Origin of the sequence: Nocardia sp. NPDC059228 (genome assembly GCF_042754245.1) — a bacterium.
Taxonomy (GTDB): Bacteria; Actinomycetota; Actinomycetes; order Mycobacteriales; family Mycobacteriaceae; genus Nocardia.
In genome coordinates this window covers 46,025-65,862 of record NZ_JBHZAL010000035.1, presented here as the reverse complement: position 1 = coordinate 65,862, position 19,838 = coordinate 46,025, and the positions used below count along the sequence as shown (strand labels likewise).

The window sequence follows — 19,838 nt, the reverse complement described above, 5'->3', positions numbered from 1 at the left end:
TCGTGTGCAAGCCCCGGATCGCGTCCGACAACGTGGAATCGCCGTGCCACGAGCGGATCGATGTCGCGTCGGGACAACGCCCGACTGGTCTCTACCAGCCGGTCGGGTTGCTATCCACCGCGCATGGAGGATTGGTCGATGAGGGCTGCTTGCTCACACTCAGCCTGACAGCGCCGGACACGCGAAACTAGATGATGGACAGTGTGTTTCGATGCGGCTCAGTCGGGTGACCGATTCAATTACGGAGCGAGTTCACGCGGCGACACAACGTCACTGCAGACCTACCTCGCAGTTCGGCGCGGCGGGGGCTGCCCCGGTCTGGTTGATTCTTGATTGCTGCTCGATATCCAGGATCTGGACGTGCCGACACAACGATTCCGACAGTGGCCAAACCGGTGCCTGTGGGTGACGCCGCATTCCTGGCCGCCCCGGCGCTTGGACCTGGGAAGTGTCTCGAAGTGTGTGGTGGGTGAAAGCTGTTGCCCACGTTCGCATGTAGGTGAGGTCTCCGGTATTTCGGATCAGCGACCAAGCAAAGTAGTCCCGCATGAAGCTCTCGCGGTGGGCGGCTGTGACCTGACCCCATGATTTCGGTCCAGACCGAAATCATGGGGTCGGGTCAGGGGAGATTGTTGGTGTCGCGTTGGCAGGTGAGGTCGGCATCGGGGAGGGTGCCGTCACGGAAGTAGGTATTGACGACCTCGTTCACGCAATGGCTCAGGTTGGAGCCGAGGAGGCCGTGAACGCGGGTGTCTGCCAGTGTGACCATTCGTGACGCTGTCAGGTCCTGGTGCAACGCAAGGCCCTCCTGGTAGGGGGTGCGGGTGTCGCGGGTTGCCTGCAGGATCAGGGCTGGTGTCGGGTTGTGCACGGCGGTGGGTGGCTCGACCGGGTCCGGCCAGAACGCGCATGCGGTGATGTTGTTGGCGAACGCGCCGAACACCGGTTGGGTTGCCCGGACGCTTTCGATATTGCGGCGATACCAGGCCAGATCCCGGGGTGCGGCCTTGTCGCCGCACATGACCGCGGCCATGCCCGAGGCATCGAGCGGAACGGGGCCGCTGACCTTCGCTTTCAGCTGCTCCATGTCGACGGGCAGCCCGGTCACTGCGTCGGACAGGGTCCGCACGAGCTCGGCGAGGCTGGTGTTCTTCTTCGGATTCGACAACAGCGACAGCAGCATCATCGGAACGGTGTGTTCATCGATGAGATAGCCGTTGCCGATGACCGGATGCGCGGCGGCACGTCGGATCAGGTCCTCGACAAAGGCCCGGACCTGCGATCCGCTGTCGCCGAAGTGGTAGTCGGCGTCGTGGCGGGCCGCCCAGATCGCCCAGTCGTCGAGCCCGGCCTCGTTGACGGCGCCCATGTCCTGGTAGGTGCCGATCCAGTAGCGGTCCGGGTCGATGGCGCTGTCCAGCACGATCCGGTCACTGTGCTGAGGGAACATCTGCGTGTACACCGCGCCCAGGTAGGTGCCGTAGGAGTCGCCGTAATAGTTGAGCTCGCGTTCGCCGAATGCGCTACGGATGACATCCATGTCGCGGGCGGTATTGCGGGTGGTGATGGACCGAGCCTTCTCGGGATCGGGCATTACGCAGGAAGCCGCGAACGCGGCGGCCAGGGTGGCGTCGCGCGCGTAGCCGAACGCGTCGAAGCCGGCCGAGAACAACATGCTGGGCAGCGGCAGCGCACAACTCATTCGGTCCGATCGGCCGATACCGCGCGGGTCCATACCGATCAGGTCGTACCGGGCGCGGACATCCGGTGTGAGCCGATCCCGCAGGTCGGCGATCATGCTCAGGCCCGGACCGCCGGGACCGCCGGGGTTGGACAGCATGATCCCGCGCCTGCGGGCCGGGTCGGTCGCCGGGATACGCGAGATCGCTACGGTCAGCGTGCGCGAGTCCGGTCGGTTGTAGTCGAGCGGTACGACAACGCCCGCGCACTGAGCCCCCGCACCGTCGAGCACCGCATCGTTACACGGCGTCCAGTCCAGCGGCTGGTGATAGAACGACTCCAGCCCACTCGGGATGTCGTCGTCGACCGGATCGGCGCTTGCCGGTCCCATGGGCAACGTGGCGAATGCAGCTGCCGAGATGACTCCCAGAACCAGCCATCGTAACCATGTTGTCGGCATCGAATCTCCTGCCCGTGACCTCCGTGTACGCATCCCTGATTCCGCCGCACAGCCATTTTCGGGGTCTCGGACCAGCACCCTACTGCCGTTTGCTGAAACCGGCTCGGCGAGGCAGTGATTCTCAGGAACGTCACACATGCTTGCCCGGTCGCATCGTGTTTGCGCCTCCTACATGTGGTTTTACCGGGCGCTCGACATGAAAGGCTCACGGACCGGCGCAATAGCGGCGGATGCCGGGCAATAGCCCGCCGCGTCGAGACCGGGCAGCCACGCTCGCATCCGCTCGGTCCGGCGAGCTTCTCCGCCGTACTGACCGTCGCTGGAAATCACAGCTGCAGATGCGGGATCGTTATGCTACCGTGACCTAGATCTCGAATTGGTACGACTGGTTGTGCGGGCCCCCGAGTGCCTGCGCGTCGGATGGTTGGACGCGGGAGGCGTGATGGAATCCCAGCATATGTTGTCGACATATCGGAAAAAGGCTTGCCGCACAGCGTATTCGGCAACCGATACGCCCGGCCCGCTGGTTGGCGGCACGTCCGGGCAACCAGTGAGGTGGTGGCGGATCGGCCTGCGATGGCTTGCGGCCCTCACACTCGCCATGATCGTGCTGCCGGCCGCATTGTCGATGCCGGCCGCGCGAGCCGCTTCGCTGTCCCCGGGTGACGATCCCTTCTATGCCGCACCCACCGATCTCGCGTCACATCCGAACGGCGCGGTACTCGGAGCGCGGACGATCTCACTGCTCGGTCTGCCGGTACCGGTGTCTGCATGGCAATTGCGTTATCGCACAACCGATTCCGAAGAGAATCCGCAGCTGAACGTGACCACGGTGCTGGTGCCGTCGGTGCCCTGGAACGGGCCGCGCCCGGTGTTGTCGTACCAGGTACCCGAGAACAGTCTCGACACCCGGTGCGCGCCGTCGGTCACGCTGCGTGGCGGGAGCGACAACGACATGGCGAGCGCCATGCAGGATGCGCCGTTCATCGCGGACGCACTGCTGCGGGGATGGGCCGTCGTGGCCAGCGACTACGAAGGGCCGCAGTCCCGGCTCTTCGACGGCGTGACATCCGGGCGTGGAGTTCTGGACGGAATCCGGGCCGCGCGGTCGTTCTCGCCGGCCGGCATCGATGCCTCGAGCCCGGTCGGCGCCTGGGGATACTCGGCCGGAGCCTTCGCCACCCTGTGGGCCACACAGTTGCGTCGGGAATACGCACCAGACGTGCAGTTGGTCGGCACCAGCGCCGGCGGAATCCCCACCGATCTCCCGGCCGTCGCACAACGCGCCGACAGCGCCGCGGGGGCGATACTGATCCTGCTCGGGCTGGCCCGCAACGAACCCGCCTCCCGATTGGCCGACTTGTTGAACGACCGGGGCCGCCGCGCGCTGCTTGCCGCGGGCACCTCCGGCTGTGGTGCGGATCTGTCCCAGGAATACTCCGATGTCCACGTCGACGATTTGGCCACAGTCCCGAACCTGTTGGCGCAGCCCGCTTTCCGCAATGCCGCCCTGCCCAATGAACTCGGCCGCACCGCCCCCGACACCCCGCTGTACCTGTACCACAGCGTCGCCGACGAGAAGATCCCCGTTGCCGGCTACACCGCCCTCGTCGATACGTACTGCGCTCTGGGCGCCACCCTCACCGCGATCCACTCGCTGTTCCCGACGCACATCGGAGCCGCCGCGGGCGAAGCGCTCGGCGGCATGAACTTCCTCGCCGACCGCTTCGCAGGCACCCCACAAGCCGCGGGGTGTGTGGTGGAGTAAGCACCGGCTCACCCGGTTCGCGCCATAGCTACCGCGCGTGGGTAATGGTGAAGCAGCGCAAGAGCTTTGAGGAGCGGCCTGGAATTCGTTCAGCCGCGCTCATCGACGGCGTCGGCACTTGGTTGGTTGGGACGGGGAGGGCCGGGCAGAGCGTGATGTAGTCGATGTCCGGGGATACCCACCGGTTCCAATCCCGGTGGCTCATGTTCGTGGAGAGTTTGGCGCACAGTTCGTCGGGCCAGGTCGATGGGGCCCGGCCAGAGCCAGTAGCCGTCGATTCCGTCGGTGATGATCGCACGATTGTCGGGGCTGACTTCGACCGAGTAGATCTGGAGCAGCGGGCCGTGAAGCGATCCGCCGACTGCTTGGCCGGACTCGGTGTCCCAGAGCCGGATCGTCTGATAACTGCTCGAGATGATGTAGCGGCTGTCGCGCGTGAAGGTCACTTGGTGGGAGCCGATCTCGGGAACCTTCATCAGCTCGCCTATCGGCTTGCCGGTGTCGGCGTCTCGCCGCAACAGGCCGGTTGCTCCGCCTGTGACGATGTAGTGTCCGTCCGGACTGACTGCCGCGGAGATCGGTTGCTGGGTGTGAGTGTCCCAGGTGCGCAATGAGTCTGAGCTCACCGAGATCACCCGGCGGCTGTCCGGGGTAGCGGCGCGCTCCCGCACCGGGTGGCGGGTGCGACCAGCGGACTGTTTCCAATTCAAAGAAGTCATCACCGGCCCGGCTCCGCGCGCCACGGCCGCGGGGCAGCCGAATTCCAGGTCGTCGCGGTGGGTGTCGAACAAGACGTTGGCCCGGTTTGTTACCGCTGGCCCGCCGCCCCCCGTCACCGATGCCGAGGGTGTCGTCATAGAGCTCATCGTGTCTGTGTCCAGAAACTAAAACTTCTCCATTTGGAGAAAACATGAGATACGCTGTGCGGACAGGACACAACGGTCGGCAGTGGAGGACAACGATGACCAACACGATCATCACCGACGGGCGGGTGCGAACGCTCGCGCCGGACATGCCGGAAGCGGTCGCCGCTATCGAATGCAGTGGCGCGGAATGACCGGTCGAGCCGCCGGGGCAGCACCGGTCGCACCGTATCTGGCGGTCGGGTTGTCGACCATCGTTCACGGCATCGGGGCGCGCGACCACATCGCGCGCAACCTCGACACGATCGAGGAGACCATTCATGCGGCGGTGTCGGTCGTCGGCATCAACCTGCCGGTGAAACTCGTCGCTCTGGCCGAAGGGGCTCTCACCGGCTTCACCGACGAGATCTTCGATCTGCCGCACAGCCGATGCGCCAGAGAGCTTTTCATCGATATACCCGGCCCGGAGACCGATCGTCTCGCTGCGTTGGCCCGGCTGTACGAGACCTACCTCATCGTCCAGTGCAAGGCCCGCTGGCCCGAGGTCATCGCGGACCGGTACTTCAATGTGATGGTGGTGATCTCGCCGCAGGGTGAGATCGTCCATCGGGCCGCCAAGAACCACGTGTGGTGCCGGGAGCATTCGTGCACCCCGCACGATGTCTACGATCGGTGGGTCGAGCTGTTCGGCGACGGCATCGACGCCTTCTATCCGGTGCTGCGGACCCCGGACATCGGCAATATCGGCACGCTGTGCTGTAGCGACGGCGAGTACCCGGAAGCTGTTCGGGCCCTGGCGTTCAACGGCGCGGAGGTGGTGTACCGACCCAGCGAAGCCGTGCCGATGACCGCGGCCGGTCCGGACGCTGGAGGCACCTGGCTGCTGCAGAATCGGGCGCACGCGCACTTCAACGGGGTGTACATGGTGTGCCCGAATACCGGGCCGGTCTACTCGAGCCCCGCCGCCGAGCATCCCGTCGACATCGCCGGCGGCAATGGGCACATCGTCGACTATCACGGTCAGGTGATCGGGCGGGTGTCGTCGGGCGCCAACGCGATCATTGCCGCGCCGGTGGATGTCGAGGCGCTCCGCCAGTATCGGATGATGAATCTGAACTCCAACTGGCTCAAGGACATTCGCACTGAGTTGTTCCAGCGCATGTACGACCGGCCGATCCATCCGGCCAATCTCTGGCTCGACCGTGAGCCCGGGCGGAACGCCGCGGTCGACGACATCTACCGGGCCAATATCGCTCGTCTGGTACAACAACGCGCGTATACCGAACCCGCACACCGGTTTCCCGGTGCGCGCCATATCCCCGTGCCAGGCGACGGCGACATGGACGCCGTCGTGGCCAGGTGGCGGACGTAGCCTCGCTGTTCACCTATCACCACCGCGGCCGAAAGAACGTGGTCTTCACTCCCCACAAGCCCCGCATTGTCGTGGGCGGATCCGGTTGGAGCGCACCGCTACCAGGTATCGCCCTGCTGCGCGCGCTCGCCGAATCCGCGACGGTGGAGACACATCTGGTCTTCACGCACGGAGCGCGGCGCTGCGGCCAGCTGGAGACCGGCGGCCCGGTCGAGGACGTCTCGCTGTTGGCCGACGTCGTCCACCACCCCCGCTCATCTGTCCGCCTCGATATCGTCGGAGTCCTTTCAGGCCCTGGGTCTGGCCGTGATGCCGTGTTCAGCGCGCACTCGCGGCGGTGGCCACCGGAAACAGCGACAACCTGCAGACCCGGCGGCGGACGTCGTGCTGAAGGAACGCCGGCCCCTGGTGCTGGCAGTGCGTGTGGCGCCGCTGAATCTGATCCACGTCCGAAGCCGGGCAGAGCCAGGTCCTTGTACTCAGGGGTGACGCGGGCATAGGTAAGGTTTCGGATCGGCCGAATCGAATCTTCGGTTCCGTGCATGAGGTGGCCGTCGAAACCGGTGTGCTGCAAGACAAGATACGTCGCCCGTTGGATTCGGTAGTACTCGAAGCGGTCGCCACTCAGGACACGATGACGCAATCGATTGCGGCGATCTGCCGGGTCGGCCGCCAGGTTACCGGGGCCGCGGAACTCGTCGACACGCGATGCCGAGCCCACGATTACGACGACCCAGGCACGCGCCGGTCGTGCGCAGATGCCCGACGCGTTGCCTTCAGAGGATTGTCAGCTGGGCATCGCCGCAGCAAGCTCGATGGTCAGAGCTGTATGGGTGTCATCGGCGAGCGCGGCCGCCCGAAGCTTCGAGAGTCGTTCGGCTGCATCAGGGTGCCCGATCAGTTTGTGGGCAGCGTGCATGAGTTGTCCGAAACTGTCGGCGCCGTGTTCGAAGGTGGCGCCGTAGCCCTTGAGCACACATTGGCATTCGAGGATCTCGCGAGCGAGGTCGGCATCGAGTAGGGCAGCGGTTGATGCTGCTTTCAGCCATTCGTTGATGGCCTGCTGTTCGCGCTGATAGCGCAACGATCGAGGGCGCACAGGGCGAAGCCGGGCCGTTATCGACAGGGCGGTGTAGCCGGTGATCGAGCTGGTGTTGACGGTCATGCCTCGGCGGGTCACTTTTCGAACCAGCCGTTGGAATGTGCTGGAGCGGCGCAGGACCGAGCCGACTCGAGCCGGCATGGTGTCGGTGATCTCGTCGATCTGTGGGTGGAGGTACTCGCGGACCTGAATCAGTTGGTCCGGTTCGGCACGCGCCTCGGAGCGGATGCGATCCATGCGGTGTCGCCGGATTTTCTGCAGCGCAACCTGAATGGTGTCCTGATAACACATCCACAGTGCGATCTGCCGGGCCGCTTCGGTGGTGAGCAGCGCGCTGCCCTCGGCATCTGGATCTACTGCCGCGAATTCCCTTACGCGACTCAGATATAGCCGAGAGTACGAAGTGTCCTGATATACCGCGGTGCGGACCAGGCCGTGCAGGATCATGGACCGCGCCGCAGGCGGGAGATCTCCGACGGTCTCCGCGAGCTTCCGCAGTTTGGGGCCGACGAGAGCTCCCGGGTCGGACGCGGCTATTTCGTTGCGGCGCTGATCTTCTCGTGTCTTCCGCTCGGCGGCGGTGAGCGGCCGGGGGATAAGGGGCAATTCCACTGGCTGTGAAGTTCGCGGTGGGATCGGGGGTTCGGTGACTGTCGGTGTGGCGGCAGCGCTGAAGCCGTCGGCGAACGCACGCAGGGACTGTTCGACGCCTTTGCCGAAGCCGCGAATCGGCTCTTCGAATTGTTCTCGGGTGAACGGTAATACGCCGGATCCGGCCACTGCGCCGAACAGCGCCGCACTGATGACGCTGCGGTGGTGGTCGGCTACTGCCATGAAGTCGGACGCTATCAGTCGCTTCGATCCGCGCCGGGCCGCGTCCAGCAGCGTCGCGCTGTCGACCCGACCGTCGCCGAGAGCCATCTTCTCGTCGATCGAATACACCCGGTGGGTGGAGGTGAACAGGGTGGTTCGATCTGGTGTCGTGAAACCACGTTGGACGGCGCGGGCCGCTTCCATCAGCTCGGAGGCAATCACGATGTCCACTTCACCGGGGGTGGGGAACACGCTCAGCACAGGTTCGCTGCGTCCGGTTCCGGTGGTGTGGCCGGTTGGGGAGGGTGGGAACAGCTCGACGTAGTACACGGTGGATCCGGTGCGCTGGGCGACACCGGGCACAGACGTGGTCTGGGCGAAGTAGTCAGCTGACTCGGCGACTTCCACGATCCAGTCGGCGAGTACGCCCCCGCCTTCGCCGCCCATGGCCAGGATCGCGATTGTTATGGGGCGCTGTCCGCTGTACCAGCCTGTCATGGTGTTACCTCGAATCCGGCGGCGCGGCGCTCTATTCCGCGCGCGAGCATGGTGATCCACCAGGTGCGCAGCCGGGCCAGCATGCGATCGCGCCGGGTGGGGTTGTAGACAACGTCGGTTCGGTAGAAGGACGGACACAACACGGCCGCATGCGCGTTGGCGCCGCACACTCCGCATCCGACGCAGCTGTCGAGCACGGTCGCGATCGGATCGGTGCGCATGGGGTCGGGGTTGTCGGTGATGGTCAGCGACGGGCAGCCGGAGATCCGGATGCAGGCGTGATCACCGGTGCAGGTCTCGGGGTCGACGCCGAAACGTTCGCGGACCACCCGTTCCCCGGCCCGCAATGCCTGTGCCCGCTGCGGCTTCTCACGTCGTTGCCGGTTGAGCTGGCATTCGCTGTGCATGACAAGGACTTTCGGCCCTGCCTCATCGGTGGTGAGCGCATCGACGAAGGTGTCGCGCACGGTGGTGACGTCGTAGGTGTTGTCTATTGTCTTGGCCCACTTGACACCGATGCCGCGGACGGCCCTCTCGATGGGGTGTTTGGTGGAGCGGGTCGGCAGGTCGGCGTGCGAGGAGAGCACGTCCTGACCTCCGGTGGCGGCCGCGTAATCGTTGTCGACGACTACCAGTAGCTGGTCGTTCTTGTTGAACACCGCGTTGCCGACGCCGCTGCTCAGCCCGTTGTGCCAGAAGCCCCCGTCGCCCATCATCGCGATGGTTCGGCGGTCGGAGCCCTTCGAGTTCAGCGCCGCCGCAGCCGCCGAACCGAGGCCATAGCCCATGGTTGTCGCCCCGAGATCGAACGGCGCGTTGATCGAGAACAAGTGACAGCCGATGTCGGCACTGATGTGATGTTCGCCCGTTTCGCGTTCGGCGAGTTTCAATCCGCTGAAGATGGGTCGCTCCGGGCATCCGGTGCACAGCCCGGGCGGTCGGGGCCGCACAGTGTGCGGCTCGACCCGGACGGCGAACGGGCTGGCCGGATCGTCGGCCGAGCGCAGCAGCGCGGGTTCGGCAGTGATCACCTCGGGCAGATAGCTGCTGAGAAAGCTGTGCACTCCACGCGTGACGACCAGCGAGGTGTATTCGCCCGCCATGGTCAGCATGTCCTTGCCGTGCAGTTCGGTGGGTATGCCGGCACGGCGCAGGATGGCATTGATGTTCTGTTCGATGAAGTCGGGCTGGCCTTCTTCGATCAGTAGCACCGAGCGCTTGCCGGTGCAGAATTCGATGACTTCTTCGTCGATCACCGGGTAGGCGACGTTCATCACGTACAGCGGTACCCGCGTGTTGCCGAACGCATCCGAGCATCCGAGCAGTTCCATCGAGCGATTGAGGGTGTTGTACAGCCCTCCTTGAACGATGATTCCCACGTCGGCGAGGTCATCGCCGAACACCTCATTGAGCCCGTGGTCGCGGATGTGTTTCACCGCGGCAGGCCACCGGTTTTCGATCTTCTCCTTCTCATGTTGAAAGCTGGCGGGCGGCAACACGATTCGACTCACGTCGCGAGTGGGCCGCCGGGTCGCTTCGGTGACCGTCATCGGAGGCCGCTTGTTGTCTTCGGCCTGGAACGCTCCGTGCAGGTGACAAGAGCGCAGCCGCAGCAGCAAGAACACAGGGGTGTTGCTCGCCTCCGACAATTCGAAGCCGGATTCGACCGCGTCCACGATCGCGGTGATGTTCGGCCGCGGATCCAACAGCCACATCTGCGATTTCATCGCGAAGGCGTGCGAACGCTCCTGCATGATGCTGGAGCCCTCGCCGTAGTCCTCGCCCAGAATGATGAGTGCTCCGCCGGTGACGCCGCCGCTGGCCAGATTCGCCAGGGCGTCGGCAGCAACGTTGGTGCCCACGGTTGACTTCCATGTCACCGCGCCACGCAGCGGATAGTGCACCGATGCGGCCAGCATCGCCGCCGCGGTAGCTTCCGAGGCGCTGTTTTCGAAATAGACGCCGAGCTCGTCGAGTACGGCCTTGGCATCGCCGAGCACGTCCATGAGATGGGAGATCGGTGCGCCCTGGTAGCCGCCGACATAGGCGACGCCGGACTGCAGCAGCGCCTTCGTGACGGCCAGGATTCCCTCCACGTGCAGGGTCGTGCCGGAGCCTTGGCGCAGTGTGCCGACCTCGTTCGCAAAAGACCGTTCCGCCATGGTTTTCCCTCCCTTATCCGGCGTCGCGCTCGACGAGCGCGAGCACCCGTGCCGGGCTGCCGGACCCGCCGACGATCGGCAGCGGGGACACGATCAGCAGGGCGCCGGTGGCGGGCAGCCGGGCGAGGTTGCGCAGACTGGTCAGGCCCCATTTGTTGGCGCCCAGTAGCTGGCTGTGGCACGGGAAGGGCGGTTCGAACCCGGCGGCCGCGCCGGCGTCGGTGCCGACGGTTTCCACGCCGAGTCCGGTCAGTGCGGACTCTTCGGCCAGCCATGCGGCGCAGGCGGCGGAAACGCCGGGTGTGTGGCCGTCATTGGTGAACGCGGCGGCATCCTCACCTCGGGATTCCCATCCGGTCCGATAGAGTAGCCAGCCGCCCGCCGGGAGCGGTCCGTGCTCTTTCTCCCAGCGGCGGATGTGATCGATTTCCAACAGGAATTCCGGGTCGGCCGCGACCTCAGCGGTCATGTCGATCATGGCAACGGGCGCGAACAGTGTGCGCATCGGGGCTTGTGAGACATCGTGTCCGTCACGGCCGCTCAACCAGTGCACCGGTGCGTCGAGGTGGGTGCCCGTGTGCTCGCCGGTGTGGATGTTGTTCCAGTACCAGGCGGGCCCGCGGTCGTCGTAGCGGCTGATCTCCTCGAGCCGGAACGGGACGGTGTTGGCCAGCGGCGGCGGCAGCTGCAGGATCGGGGTTGACTCCTGCAACGGAGTAGTGAGATCGATGATGTCGACAGCGCCGGAGCGGGTCGCTTCGATGACGGCGTTGAGCAGAGACATCGTGGCTCCTGTAGTGAGGTAACTGGTTTCGAAGTCTGGTGCGGCCGGTCGGGCCGAGCTATCCGCTGCACGCGGCGGCTGTCCGGCCGGCGCAGTCCACCGGGGCGCTGTTCAACGTGTGCGGAACAGTCTGCGCAGCTTGCGATTTCGTGTGAGCGTTCGCGCTACGAGGTGTCCCGATCCGCCGCTCAAGCCGGGGCCGGGATGCGTGGATGCGCCGATCTGCCACAATCCGGACACGGGTGTCTCGTGCCGTCCGGCGGAGGGCAGGGGGCGCCACAGGTAGCTTTGGTCCAATTCGCACGAACCCCCGTAGGGATCGCCCGTGACGGCATTCGGATTGTGTGCGGCCAAATCGGCCGGGGTGATGACGTCGACCGCGAGCAGTTTCCGGGGAAGGTCGGGGGCGTGGGTGGCGATTCGCGCCAAGACCCGATCGGCGAAACTCCGTGCCAGCGCCGGAGTCCAGCCATGAGTTGTGTCCAGCGCTCCGGCCGCATCGCCTACCGGTGCGAATGGGACTTCCTGCAGTTGCAGCCAGAGTGCGGCCGCACCGTCCGGCACCCTGCTGGGGTCGAGCAGGTACTGCTGGCCGACGACGACGGTCGGTCGGCGGGGGAGCAGCCCGGCTTCGGCCTCGGCGCAGGCGATTCCGGTGCTGTCGGATCCATCGGACATGTGAATCAACGGAATGTTCCGCAATCGGGTATCGGTCCAGTCCAGCGGCGCCGACAAGGCGACATGGACTTGCATTTCCGCGCGGCCGTAGCGGAAGGTCGCAGCCTCGGAGCGGATGGTGGATGACACCGCGTCAGGTGGTAACAGCTTGTCGTACAAGGCGGTTGGCGTCACCGAAGCGAGCACCGCGCGGCGGGCGTATGTGGCGTGGCCATTGGCGACGACCCCGATTGCTCGGCCGTGGTCCACTAGGATCCGCTCCACCGAGGTGGACGTTCGCACCTCTACGCCGAGGGAATGCAGCAGCGACTCGAACGCCGTCAGCAGCCCGCCGGATCCGCCGGCAACCACCGGCAGTCCGGCCCCGTGCAGGGTGGCCGCGAGCAATGCCATCATCAGTCCGCCCGAAGCATGGTTCGGAGAGAGACCGGCGTGCAGTAGCCACGGGGCATAGAGGTGATCGACCTCGTGGCCGCGAAACTCGCGGCGCGCGAATCCGCGACCGCTGCTGAGCGCCATCCGCAGCCAGTCTTCGGTGCCGCGTCGCCCACCGCGGATCAGACCGGCCAGCGGTCGGAGCGTGGACGGCGAGCGCAGTTCGGCATCCATCAGTCCGCCGATCGGTGCCGCATTCGCGGCAAGCCGGGCCAGCATCGCGAGATATGCGGTTCGGTCTGCGGGGTCGGCGAACTCCATGGCGGTGCGTTCCGGATCGCGGTGTGCGATGGTGACGCGGCCGTCATCGGCAACGCTGGCGGTCACCCATTCTTCGGTGTTGCGGAATTCGAGTCCGTGTTCGTGCAGGTGGGGTCCGAGGCTCGCATAGGCGGCGCCGGAGACGAACAACGGATGCCAGGACGAATAGGTGTCGTGTCGGTAGCCGGGAAGAGTGCGTTCCTCGGTGGCGATGAATCCGCCGATCTCCGCATTACGCTCCAGCAACTGCACCGACCAGCCGGCCAGTGCCAACTCGGCCGCGGCCACCAGGCCGTTGACACCTGAGCCTACGATGATCGCGTCGGCTTCGGTTGTGATGTCGGTCATAGGACGCACGGTAGGGTTGCGGCACGTGCTCGGCTATACGCTGCGCGCGGCATCTGTCCGGATCGTGCGGTCCGATGGCCCGGGCCGATGGTGCGACCCGAGCTCGAATCTCACGCCCACCGGTATCCGACCAGGACGGAATCGTCGACATCGGGCAGGTTGACAACGATATTGTCCGGAGTGCGGCAGGTCAGCCAGACCAGCTTCTCGGTGGTGCTCATGTTCACCTCGACGTGCGGCATGAACGGTGGCACGAAGACGAAATCGCCTTCGCTCATGTCGACGTACTCCTGATAGTTCTCCCCGTAGTAGATGCGTGCCTTCCCGGTGAGGACATAGCCGCCGGTCTCGGCTTCGCCGTGGTGATGGGGCAAGGATCGGTAGCCGGGTTCGTTGGTCACCTTGCCGTACCAGATCTTGGTCGCCGGGGTGTGCTGCGGGCTCACGCCCGAGACGCGCACCGCGCCACCGGACTGTGCCGTCTCGGTGTACTCCGCGCCGGCTCTGGTGACAATCGGAGCGACCTGGATGGTGGAGTCGCTGGTCATCATGATTCCTTTCCGTCCCGCTGGGCGGGCTCGATATCCTTGGGGGACAGGGTGATTCGATTGCGTAGCAGGCCGATGCCCTCGATTTCGGTCTCGACGACGTCGCCGGCGCGCAGGTAGCGCGGCGGGTCCGCCGCGATGCCGACACCCCCCGGGGTTCCGGTCAATACGACGTCACCGGGACGCAGCACGGTGAACGCGGAGATGTACGACAGCAGGGTCGCCGGGTCGAAGACAAGGTCGTCGGTTGTGCCGGCCTGCTCCTCGGTGCCGTTGACTCGGCAGACGATGCGGAGGCCATCGGTGGGGTCGGCCTCGTCGGGCGTCACCAGATCGGGACCCAGTGGAGTGGTGGCGTCGAATGCCTTGCCTTGCAACCACTGCGAAGTCCGCCGCTGCCAGTCGCGCACCGAGAAGTCGTTCGCGACGGTGTATCCGGCTATGGCTGCCCGCGCGGTGTCGCGATCTGCGCGGCGCAGGGTGGCGCCCACGACGATCGCGAGTTCGGCCTCCCAGTCGAACAGCACCGCCTCGGCCGGGCCGGGCAGGGCGATGTCGGCGTCCCAGGCGGTGAGGGTGTCGGCGAATTTCGCGAAGAGGGTAGGGAATTCGGGCGCGGATCGACCCATCTCGGCGATGTGGGCGCGGTAATTGTGGCCGCAGCACACGATCTTGGTCGGCGCTGTCACGACCGGCGCCGCCCGCCCGGGTGGCGGCTGCGCGCCGGCCAGCGGTCGGACCGAGCGCCAGTTCTGGTCCGAGAGCAGTGCGCCGACGTCGGCGGCCGCCGTCGCGTACCACTGTCCGTCGGCGCGGACTTCGGCGCGACTGCCGTGGTCGTCGCGGAGAACTGTTCGCAAACGCATCGCTGGAGACTCCAGGAATTCGGCCGGGTTGCCCGCGGCGGCTTCGAACGCCAGGAGCGCGAGCCCGTATATAGCGTTCTATTGACGGCAATCAAGCTAACACCATATCGTGGTTCGGGCCACCCCCACTTCGAATCAACTCGCCGCCCGGTGGGTCTCCGTGAGAAAGAGGCGATCATGCTCGTCGACCACATCAATCCGCCCGAGCTGGCGAAACCCTCCGGGTTCGCCCACGCCACGCGGTTTCGCGACATCGTTCACCTGGCGGGCCAGACTGCCTTGACACCCGAGGGGACGATCGTCGACGGCGGGATCGTCGCCCAGTTCCGGCAGGCGCTGGCCAATGTGATCGCGGCGCTCGAGGCTGCGGGCGGAAAGCCCCAGAATCTCCTGTCGGTGACCATCTATCTGCTGGACATTCCCGGCTATCAGGCCAACGCCAAGGAAATCGGCCGGCTCTGGCGCGAGTTGGTCGGCGAGGCGTACCCGGCGATGGCCGGAATCGGTGTCACCGCGCTCTGGCAACCCGAAGCGCTCGTGGAGATTCAGGCCGTAGCCGCGCTGGGCTCCGAACCGGCCTGATGTCGCCGGCTCGGTGCGGCCTCGGAACATGGCGCGACATCGACGGCGGTCAACCGGAAGCAATGAGATTGTAGTGGCCTCACCAGTTCGAAAGGGCCGAGCATGACGCTCACACCCTCCGCCCACAAAGACACCTTCTGCCGGGACAATCTCCCGCCCGAAGCCGACTGGCCCGATCTGGTCTTCGACCTGGCAGGGTTGAACTACCCCGATCGACTCAACTGCGCGAGCGCCTTGCTCGATGCGACGGTAGCGGTCCATGGCCGGGCCAGGCCCTGCCTGCACACAGAGTCCGAAACGTGGACCTACGGCGATCTTCTCGATCGTGCGAACCAGATTGCGCATGTGCTGACCGACGACTACGGCCTGGTTCCCGGGAACCGTGTGCTGTTGCGCGCCCCCAATACCCCGTGGCTGGTTGCCTGCTGGTTCGGTGTCGTCAAGGCGGGTGGGGTGGTGGTGACCACCATGCCCCTGCTGCGTGCTCCCGAGCTGACCAAACTGATCGAGCTGACCCGCCCGGCGCTGGCTCTCTGTGATCACCGGCTGCTCGACGAACTGTCCGCGGCCGACACGGCCTTGCGTATCGCCTCGGTCGGCGGGCCGGGCGACGATGACCTGATCCGCAGGGCGGCAGCGAAACCGGTCGCCTACACCGATGTCCGGACCGGTGCCGACGACGTGGTGCTGCTCGCGCCGACCTCGGGTACGACCGGAATGCCGAAGGTCGCCATGCACTTCCACCGCGACGTGCTGGCCATTGCGGACACCTTCTCCGCACATGTGCTGCGACCGCACGGCGCTGATGTCTTCATCGGGACACCGCCCTTGGCATTCACGTTCGGCCTCGGTGGGCTGGTGACCTTCCCGCTATCTGTCGGAGCGTCGGTCGTGCTGCTGGAGAAACCCGATCCGGATGCGCTCGTCGCCGCGATCGAGAAGTTCTCGGTGACAGTGCTTTTCACCGCGCCGACCGCCTACAAGTCTTTGATCAAGCGCGACGATCCGGAGCGCCTGAAATCCCTGCGCCGGTGCGTTTCGGCCGGTGAACATCTGCCCGAAGCCGTTTTCGAGCGGTTTCACGAACGGACCGGGCTGAAGATCATCAATGGTCTCGGCGGCACCGAGCTGCTCCATGTCTTCATCTCGGCGGCTGACGACGACATCCGCGCCGGCTCCACCGGTAGGATCGTGCCCGGATTTCGCGCCGAGATCCAGGACGACGATGGCAATCCGGTACCGGACGGCACTCCCGGCGGGCTGGCGGTACAGGGACCAACCGGGTGTCGGTATCTGGCCGATTCCCGTCAGCGTCAGTATGTGCGCAAGGGCTGGAATATGACCGGCGACACCTACACTCGCGACGCCGACGGCTACTTCTGGTACCACGCCCGCAGCGACGACATGATCGTCTCGGCCGGGTACAACATCGGTGCACCGGAGGTCGAGGCAGTCCTCGACCAGCACCCGGATGTGGTCGAGAGTGCTGTGATCGGTGTTCCCGATGAGGACCGAGGCATGATCGTACACGCGGCGGTGGTGCTCCGGCCGGGCGTCGCGGGCGACGCGGCGAAGGCTCGGGAGCTCCAGGACTTCGCCAAAAGCACTGCGGCACCGTACAAGTACCCGCGCAGTATCGAATTCGTCGACAGTCTGCCCCGCAATCCCAGCGGCAAGCTACAGCGGTTCAAGGTGCGCGAGAACTGGGGGACGCGATGACCGACATCGCGATCGAGCGTGTCGTGGACTGGCAGGACACCGATGCGGCCGGGCACTACCACCACAGTACGGTCGTGCGCTGGGTGGAGGCGGCCGAAGCCGCACTGCTCGACCGAATCGGGCTGCGCTGGTTGTTCGGCCGTATTCCACGAGTGCGATACGAAGTCGACTACCTGGAGCGCCTCTGGTTCGGCGATACCGCGTCCATCAGCCTGTCGGTGGGCAATGTCGGCCGATCCTCGCTCCGGTACGACTTCATCATCACCAGGATCCCCGCGGTGACCCAGCCGTCACTGCCGGAACCGTCGACGATCGCGGCCCGCGGCGTCCTGACAGCCGCCCATGTGCCCAACGCCGACCGGGGCTCGATGCCATGGCCCGACAACATTGCCGCGGCCTTACGCGGCGCCCCGCTGCCCGACTTCGGCTCGGCCGAGTCCAACCGGCAGCCACCTGAATTCGAACCGACTTCGACCCGAAGAGTGTGAGGCTTTCATGCGTATCGCCGTGATCGGCGGAGGGCCCGCGGGGCTGTACTTCTCCGCCTTGATGAAACAACTCGACCCCACCCACGACATCACCATCTGGGAGCGCAATGCTCCCGACGACACCTTCGGTTTCGGTGTGGTGTTCTCCGACGAGACCCTCGGTGGCATCGAGCATGCCGACGAGGAGATCTATCGTGCGATGAGCGAGCAATTCGCCCGCTGGAGCGACATCGATATCCACTACCGGGGTGAGGTCCGCACCTCCGGCGGCCAGGGGTTCGCGGCGATGAGCCGCAAGGAGTTGCTGCGCATCTTGCAGCGGCGATGCGCCGATCTGGGTGTCACCATCCATTTCCGCACGCTCGCGCCGGATGTGCAGGAGCTGTCCGCCACCCATGATCTGGTGCTTGCGGCCGATGGTCTCAACTCCGTGGTGCGGACCCGTTTCGCGGATATGTTCGGCCCGGATCTGGATCGGCGGCACAACAAGTACATGTGGCTGGGCACCGACCGGGTGTTCGAGGCATTCGAGTTCTTCATCAAGCACACCCCGTACGGGGTCATGCAGGTACACGGCTATCCGTTCAGTGCCGAGCAGAGCACATTCATCGTGGAGATGCACGAATCCGTGTGGCGGAAAGCCGGTTTCGATGTGTTCGCCGAGCGCGCGTTCTTGCCCGGCGAGAACGACGAGAAGTCCATCACGCTACTGGCGGAGATCCTGGCCGACGAGTTGGACGGCCACGGTCTGCAGGCCAACAACTCGCGGTGGATCGATTTCACCACGGTCCGCAACCGGACGTGGCGGCACGGCAATGTCGTGCTGATGGGCGATGCCGCGCATACCGCACACTTCTCCATCGGCTCGGGCACGAAACTGGCCATGGAAGATGCCCTCGCGCTCGCCGCCTGTCTGCACGAAAACGACTCCGTCGCAACTGGCCTGGAAAAGTACGAGCAGGAACGACGGCCCGTCGTGGAGTCCATTCAACGGGCAGCCCAGGCCAGCCTGGAGTGGTTCGAAGCGATCGGCAACTACACCGCTCAAGCGCCGGATCAGTTCGCTTTCAATCTTCTCACGCGCAGTCGCCGCATCACCTACGACAACCTGCGGCTGCGTGACAACGGATTCGTGAACCGGATCGACGGGTGGTACCTCTCGATCCAGGACGATACGCCGCAGAACGCCGCGGTGATCGGCGACGAAACTCGTCCGCCCATGTTCTATCCCTTGCGGCTCAAGGGAATCGAGCTACCCAACCGGATCCTTGTCTCGCCGATGGACATGTACTCCGCCGTCGACGGCGTGCCCACCGATTTCCACCTGGTGCATCTGGGCAGCAAGGCGCTCGGCGGCGCCGGGCTGGTCATGACCGAGATGGTGTGTGTGTCGCCCGAGGGGCGCATCACGCCCGGTTGCGCGGGGCTGTACACCACCGAACAAGAGCGGGCGTGGGCCCGGATCGTGGATTTCGTGCATGCCAATTCCCGATCGAAGATTGGTGTGCAACTGGGGCATTCCGGCCGCAAGGGCGCCACCAAGGTCATGTGGGAGGGCATCGACGACCCGCTGGACACCGGCGGCTGGGACACCGTCGCCCCGTCGGCCATCCCGTACGGACCCGACAGTCGCACCCCGCGCGAGATCACGTGCGCGGAGATGGACGAGATCACCGAACAGTTCGCCCGGTCGGGCCAGGCGGCCGCTCGCGCCGGGTTCGATCTGCTCGAACTGCACTGTGCGCATGGATATCTGCTGTCTTCTTTCCTCTCCGCGCTGGCCAATCAGCGCACCGACGATTTCGGCGGCTCACTCGAGAACCGTTTACGCTTCCCGCTGCGCGTCTTCGACGCGATCCGAGCGGTGTGGCCCGCGGTTCGGCCATTGTCGGTCCGCATTTCGGCCACCGACTGGGCGGAGGGGGGCAACACCGTCGACGACGCGGTCGAGATCGCTCGTGCGTTCGCCGAACACGGAGCCGATGTGCTGCATGTGTCCTCCGGCCAGGTGGTCAAGCATGAGAAGCCTGCGTTCGGGCGCAGTTATCAGACGCCGTTCGCGGACCGGATCCGGCAGGAGGTCGGTGTGCCCCACGGCATCTCGGTGGTGGCGGTGGGTGCCATCTCCTCCTACGACGATGTCAATTCGGTCCTGCTCGCCGGGCGTGCGGACCTGGTGGCGATCGGCCGTGCTCACCTGTGGGATCCGCAGTGGACACTGCACGCCGCGGTGGACCAGCAGTATGTCGGTGAGGCGGCGGAATGGCCCGCGCCCTTCCGCGCTGGCAACCGCAAACCGCCCAGCGGTCGCACCGATGGTCCGCCCCCTCGTCTTCAGTTGATCCGCGCTGCTGCAGGGGCAACGACCCTCCGGCGCCGCTGGCAGCCGGACGTCGGTGCGAGTCGCTGAG

Annotated in this window: 15 protein-coding genes and 2 pseudogenes; 9 read left to right on the top strand and 8 right to left on the bottom strand. The window is 65.5% G+C overall.

Annotated features, from left to right (window positions below; translation table 11 throughout):
- Window positions 1-619: 619 nt before the first annotated feature.
- Window positions 620-2,071 (bottom strand): alpha/beta hydrolase, encoded by a 1,452-nt coding sequence (locus tag ACFXKA_RS35335; protein ID WP_379430639.1) that lies wholly within the window; start codon window positions 2,069-2,071, stop codon window positions 620-622.
- Window positions 2,072-2,741: 670 nt separating this feature from the next.
- On the opposite strand from ACFXKA_RS35335, the gene ACFXKA_RS35330 reads away from it, so the two are divergent.
- Complete coding sequence (locus tag ACFXKA_RS35330; protein ID WP_379430638.1) at window positions 2,742-3,908, top strand: lipase family protein; 1,167 nt, start codon at window positions 2,742-2,744, stop codon at window positions 3,906-3,908.
- 89 nt (window positions 3,909-3,997) lie between these two features.
- Here ACFXKA_RS35330 and ACFXKA_RS35325 read toward each other — a convergent pair whose 3' ends face one another.
- Window positions 3,998-4,765, bottom strand: coding sequence for a WD40 repeat domain-containing protein (locus ACFXKA_RS35325; RefSeq protein WP_379430637.1), 768 nt, complete (start codon window positions 4,763-4,765; stop codon window positions 3,998-4,000).
- A gap of 181 nt (window positions 4,766-4,946) precedes the next feature.
- Here ACFXKA_RS35325 and ACFXKA_RS35320 point away from each other — a divergent pair.
- The 4 genes and pseudogenes from ACFXKA_RS35320 to ACFXKA_RS35305 form a co-directional block, all read left to right on the top strand.
- A pseudogene (locus tag ACFXKA_RS35320) lies at window positions 4,947-5,861 on the top strand (nitrilase-related carbon-nitrogen hydrolase); the annotation flags it as partial.
- Between the two features lie 69 nt (window positions 5,862-5,930).
- The gene (locus tag ACFXKA_RS35315; protein ID WP_354845929.1) at window positions 5,931-6,143 is read left to right on the top strand and encodes a hypothetical protein; all 213 of its coding nucleotides are present in this window, start codon (window positions 5,931-5,933) and stop codon (window positions 6,141-6,143) included.
- Window positions 6,144-6,209: 66 nt separating this feature from the next.
- The gene (locus ACFXKA_RS35310; RefSeq protein ID WP_379430636.1) at window positions 6,210-6,632 is read left to right on the top strand and encodes a flavoprotein; all 423 of its coding nucleotides are present in this window, start codon (window positions 6,210-6,212) and stop codon (window positions 6,630-6,632) included.
- Between the two features lie 19 nt (window positions 6,633-6,651).
- Window positions 6,652-6,882: pseudogene (locus ACFXKA_RS35305) on the top strand (IS5/IS1182 family transposase); the annotation flags it as partial.
- Window positions 6,883-6,930: 48 nt separating this feature from the next.
- Here the strand turns inward: ACFXKA_RS35305 and ACFXKA_RS35300 are convergent.
- The 6 genes from ACFXKA_RS35300 to ACFXKA_RS35275 form a co-directional block, all read right to left on the bottom strand.
- Complete coding sequence (locus ACFXKA_RS35300; RefSeq protein WP_379430653.1) at window positions 6,931-8,505, bottom strand: indolepyruvate oxidoreductase subunit beta family protein; 1,575 nt, start codon at window positions 8,503-8,505, stop codon at window positions 6,931-6,933.
- Between the two features lie 47 nt (window positions 8,506-8,552).
- Window positions 8,553-10,718, bottom strand: coding sequence for a thiamine pyrophosphate-dependent enzyme (locus ACFXKA_RS35295; protein WP_379430634.1), 2,166 nt, complete (start codon window positions 10,716-10,718; stop codon window positions 8,553-8,555).
- Window positions 10,719-10,731: 13 nt separating this feature from the next.
- A complete protein-coding gene (locus ACFXKA_RS35290) occupies window positions 10,732-11,502 on the bottom strand; it encodes a cyclase family protein (RefSeq protein WP_354845758.1) in 771 nt (256 codons plus the stop codon).
- A gap of 111 nt (window positions 11,503-11,613) precedes the next feature.
- Window positions 11,614-13,224: a phytoene desaturase family protein gene (locus ACFXKA_RS35285; protein WP_379430633.1), complete on the bottom strand. Its 1,611-nt coding sequence runs from the start codon at window positions 13,222-13,224 to the stop codon at window positions 11,614-11,616.
- A gap of 110 nt (window positions 13,225-13,334) precedes the next feature.
- Window positions 13,335-13,772 (bottom strand): cupin domain-containing protein, encoded by a 438-nt coding sequence (locus ACFXKA_RS35280; protein ID WP_379430632.1) that lies wholly within the window; start codon window positions 13,770-13,772, stop codon window positions 13,335-13,337.
- Window positions 13,772-14,638: a fumarylacetoacetate hydrolase family protein gene (locus ACFXKA_RS35275; protein ID WP_379430631.1), complete on the bottom strand. Its 867-nt coding sequence runs from the start codon at window positions 14,636-14,638 to the stop codon at window positions 13,772-13,774. Before ACFXKA_RS35275 ends, ACFXKA_RS35280 begins: the two co-directional genes overlap by 1 nt.
- Window positions 14,639-14,815: 177 nt before the next feature.
- Here ACFXKA_RS35275 and ACFXKA_RS35270 point away from each other — a divergent pair, with 177 nt between their 5' ends.
- From ACFXKA_RS35270 to ACFXKA_RS35255, 4 genes are all read left to right on the top strand, one after another.
- Entirely contained in the window at window positions 14,816-15,220 is a 405-nt protein-coding gene (locus ACFXKA_RS35270; protein WP_379430630.1) for a RidA family protein, read from the top strand.
- Between the two features lie 102 nt (window positions 15,221-15,322).
- Window positions 15,323-16,939: an AMP-binding protein gene (locus tag ACFXKA_RS35265; RefSeq protein ID WP_379430629.1), complete on the top strand. Its 1,617-nt coding sequence runs from the start codon at window positions 15,323-15,325 to the stop codon at window positions 16,937-16,939.
- Complete coding sequence (locus ACFXKA_RS35260; protein ID WP_379430628.1) at window positions 16,936-17,427, top strand: acyl-CoA thioesterase; 492 nt, start codon at window positions 16,936-16,938, stop codon at window positions 17,425-17,427. Before ACFXKA_RS35265 ends, ACFXKA_RS35260 begins: the two co-directional genes overlap by 4 nt.
- 7 nt (window positions 17,428-17,434) lie before the next feature.
- The gene (locus tag ACFXKA_RS35255) at window positions 17,435-19,837 is read left to right on the top strand and encodes a bifunctional salicylyl-CoA 5-hydroxylase/oxidoreductase (RefSeq protein WP_379430627.1); all 2,403 of its coding nucleotides are present in this window, start codon (window positions 17,435-17,437) and stop codon (window positions 19,835-19,837) included.
- The last annotated feature ends 1 nt before the right edge of the window (window position 19,838 follow it).

Coding starts and splice junctions, on each gene's coding strand:
- ACFXKA_RS35280 (WP_379430632.1), bottom strand. CDS start 13,772: ATGACCAGCGACTCCACCATCCAGGTCGCTCCGATTGTCACCAGAGCC.
- ACFXKA_RS35315 (WP_354845929.1), top strand. CDS start 5,931: ATGTACGACCGGCCGATCCATCCGGCCAATCTCTGGCTCGACCGTGAG.
- ACFXKA_RS35330 (WP_379430638.1), top strand. CDS start 2,742: ATGATCGTGCTGCCGGCCGCATTGTCGATGCCGGCCGCGCGAGCCGCT.
- ACFXKA_RS35255 (WP_379430627.1), top strand. CDS start 17,435: ATGCGTATCGCCGTGATCGGCGGAGGGCCCGCGGGGCTGTACTTCTCC.
- ACFXKA_RS35265 (WP_379430629.1), top strand. CDS start 15,323: ATGACGCTCACACCCTCCGCCCACAAAGACACCTTCTGCCGGGACAAT.
- ACFXKA_RS35260 (WP_379430628.1), top strand. CDS start 16,936: ATGACCGACATCGCGATCGAGCGTGTCGTGGACTGGCAGGACACCGAT.
- ACFXKA_RS35275 (WP_379430631.1), bottom strand. CDS start 14,638: ATGCGTTTGCGAACAGTTCTCCGCGACGACCACGGCAGTCGCGCCGAA.
- ACFXKA_RS35270 (WP_379430630.1), top strand. CDS start 14,816: ATGCTCGTCGACCACATCAATCCGCCCGAGCTGGCGAAACCCTCCGGG.
- ACFXKA_RS35300 (WP_379430653.1), bottom strand. CDS start 8,505: ATGGGCGGCGAAGGCGGGGGCGTACTCGCCGACTGGATCGTGGAAGTC.
- ACFXKA_RS35295 (WP_379430634.1), bottom strand. CDS start 10,718: ATGGCGGAACGGTCTTTTGCGAACGAGGTCGGCACACTGCGCCAAGGC.
- ACFXKA_RS35285 (WP_379430633.1), bottom strand. CDS start 13,224: ATGACCGACATCACAACCGAAGCCGACGCGATCATCGTAGGCTCAGGT.
- ACFXKA_RS35325 (WP_379430637.1), bottom strand. CDS start 4,765: ATGACGACACCCTCGGCATCGGTGACGGGGGGCGGCGGGCCAGCGGTA.
- ACFXKA_RS35335 (WP_379430639.1), bottom strand. CDS start 2,071: ATGGGACCGGCAAGCGCCGATCCGGTCGACGACGACATCCCGAGTGGG.
- ACFXKA_RS35290 (WP_354845758.1), bottom strand. CDS start 11,502: ATGTCTCTGCTCAACGCCGTCATCGAAGCGACCCGCTCCGGCGCTGTC.